General features: G+C 28.5%; 5 protein-coding genes. 1 reads left to right on the plus strand and 4 read right to left on the minus strand.

All coding sequences use genetic code 11. The features are described 5' to 3' along the window. From tnpB to ACPKM0_RS12010, 4 genes are all read right to left on the minus strand, one after another. Nucleotides 1–216: IS66 family insertion sequence element accessory protein TnpB (gene tnpB, locus ACPKM0_RS11995; protein WP_472476258.1), on the minus strand; the 216-nt coding region annotated here is incomplete at its 3' end. A gap of 1 nt (nucleotide 217) precedes the next feature. Next, a complete protein-coding gene (locus ACPKM0_RS12000; protein WP_472476260.1) occupies nucleotides 218–436 on the minus strand; it encodes a hypothetical protein in 219 nt (72 codons plus the stop codon). A 63-nt stretch (nucleotides 437–499) separates the two neighbouring features. Beyond that, complete coding sequence (locus ACPKM0_RS12005) at nucleotides 500–1627, minus strand: IS30 family transposase (protein ID WP_472476262.1); 1128 nt, start codon at nucleotides 1625–1627, stop codon at nucleotides 500–502. A gap of 29 nt (nucleotides 1628–1656) precedes the next feature. Further along, nucleotides 1657–1986 (minus strand): transposase, encoded by a 330-nt coding sequence (locus tag ACPKM0_RS12010; RefSeq protein ID WP_472476264.1) that lies wholly within the window; start codon nucleotides 1984–1986, stop codon nucleotides 1657–1659. Between the two features lie 61 nt (nucleotides 1987–2047). Here ACPKM0_RS12010 and ACPKM0_RS12015 point away from each other — a divergent pair, with 61 nt between their 5' ends. Further along, nucleotides 2048–2437, plus strand: a complete 390-nt coding sequence (locus ACPKM0_RS12015; protein WP_472476266.1) for an IS66 family transposase — start codon at nucleotides 2048–2050, stop codon at nucleotides 2435–2437. The last annotated feature ends 240 nt before the right edge of the window (nucleotides 2438–2677 follow it).

Below are 2677 nucleotides of genomic sequence, written 5' to 3' on the forward strand. Positions count from 1 at the left end.
TTGTATCATATATGCCCCTGCTCCTTCTATATATATTATCTTGATTTGCTTTTGATTTCTTGAACAGAATATAAACATACTTTTTTCATCCATTTGGATTTTTAATGATCCTTCAACTAATGATATTAAGCCTTTTATTCCTCTTCTAAAATCTGTAGCTCCTACTTTTAAATATACTTTTTTTCCTGCTAAATCTTTATCAAAAGGAAGTGCCATATTACTTTAACACCTCCATTAGTCTTTCTACTAAATCAGCATTGGCTTTATTAAATTGTAAATCTAATAAGCCTATGCAACATTTATTTATATTTTCTCTAAAGTTAAACATATCTTCAATAGGTTTATTTGAAGTTTGTTTTACTTTAGGTACAGCAATATTTTTTTCACTTTTAATTAAAACAGCTTTTTTCTTCTCTGGTATAGTAAAACAAACCATACCATTATCTTGTTCTAATCTAAATAATTTTTTAGAATCCTCTAGTGTAAAGTAAAATGTCCACTATTCTTCCTTTGTTGCGATATATGAAGGAAGATTGTTCTTTTCCCCATAAATTTCTCTATATTTTTCAATAGGTGTTAATCCACCTAAGCTTTTTCTAGGATAGTTGTTCATCCAGTCTTGGATTTCTCTTATCCTTTTAGCAGGGATTGATGTAATATCAGTTCCTTTTGGAATAAATCTTCTTATTATTCCATTATGATTTTCATTCAATCCTCTCTCATATGAACTATAGGGATGTGCATAATAAATATCAAACCTTTTTCCTTTTGTTAGAACTGATTTTATTATTCCATCTCCAAAAGAAAATTCTACTCCATTATCGAAGGTACAACTCTTAATCAATTCTTTAAACTTTCCAGACCCTGAAGCTCTTTCTAATTTATCAAATACTGTTACAACTTCTTCTTGTTTTCTACTAGACGTTTTCCTAATTATTTCTAGCTTTGTAACTCTCTCAGTACAAGTAAAAAGACTAGTAGATCCATTACCTCTTGGTCCAACCACACTGTCTCCTTCCCAATGTCCAAATGTGGTTTTATCATTAACTTCTTTAGGCCGTTTACTAATGCTATGTTCTGCTGCATATGCCCTAGAATGCTTACTAGGACCTTTTGTAGGCTTTCTTCGCTTTCCTTTATACAATAAATTATCTATCGTTATATCTGGCAAATAATCATTATTAATATAATTATATATTGTCTTTTCACATAATCTTAAACCAGTTGGCCATCCTTTTTTATCTAAATAAGCTTTTGCTGCATAGGGACTATATTGTTTATCCACTATTAATAGCTTTAACTCATTTAATAGTTCATAATCTTTTTCAATTTTTAATCCAGGTCCTTTTGATTCACTCTTATAATTGGCATCATTTTGAGCAAATAAAGCATTATATTCTTTTACTTCAAATGGTATTTCACTTCTAATATGAACGACAGTTCCTCTTTTGATTTCTCTACTAATAGTTCTTGAACTTTTATTAAATATCTTAGCTAATTCTTCTCTATTAGTGATTTTTGGATATTTATTCTTACCTGCTAAAAAATATTCTAATCTAATTCTTTCATCCCAAGTAAAATGACTTCCTAAACATATATGAGTTGTGCTATTATAATTTTGAGCCATTGGTTTTCTCCTATTGTATGTGTAGTTACTTACAATCTTAACAGAAGATCAGTGGTTTTTCTATTTTTTTCTACTCTAATAGGGTGGACATTTAATATTACTGTCCGGGATAATTTTTTAGAATCATCATTTATTTTTTGTTTTGCTTTATAATTACTTAAATTAGGATTATTAACTCTAGTATCGATAATACTACCAGCATCTTTAATTTTATTTTTATAATTTACTAACCAAGCTCTCATTTCATAATAGTTAATCTTATTTCTAGTACAATATTCATTTAAACTTAATCCTGATTCTTTATAGTCATGTAGAAAATGCAGCTTCTCATATTTAGTATATTTTTTCTTTTTCTTCATGGACGCCTCCATGCTTAAGCTACTATATTCAGTTTCTTTTGTTTAGGATGTCGATCGTTTGATGGACACGATTTTAGATGGATTAGATTATTATCTTAAACACAAAGAATTGTTCCCTGTATATTTGGAAGCAGTTGAATTAACACCTGATAACGGAATCGTCGAAAGGACAATTAAAAGCTTTTCAAGAATTAGAAGCAATACATTATTTGCAGGAAGTCCAGCCGGAGCAAAAGCAATGGCTACTATCCAGACTATCATTCAAACTGCAAATTTAAATGATTTAGATTTAGAAAAATATATGAAATATTTATTAGAAAGTGTTTCTCTTATGAGAGATTCATTAGCCTCCGAAGCAAATTATCAGAATTTATTACCTTGGAATTTAGATCAAAAAATCAAATCTGAGCTGGCAATTAAGACAATGTCTATTAAACAAAAAAAGTTTTAATCAAAAAATTATAACCTATCGATTCAATAACTCCATATTCAATGGAGTTATTGGTATTGATTAATTAAATTATATAGATTAAAGGCGATTGATGGAGACAGATAAAGAGAAAGATCCACATCTCATATCTGTTTTTCCACAGATAATATAATATTCATATTCACTAAAGTTAATTAACATTATTAACTTCTTTCAATGCTGAAATTACTAATACTAAATCTTCTTTAGTATAATTGTTTC

Origin of the sequence: Pleomorphochaeta sp. (genome assembly GCF_050031695.1) — a bacterium.
In the GTDB taxonomy this organism is placed as follows: domain Bacteria; phylum Spirochaetota; class Spirochaetia; order Sphaerochaetales; family Sphaerochaetaceae; genus Pleomorphochaeta.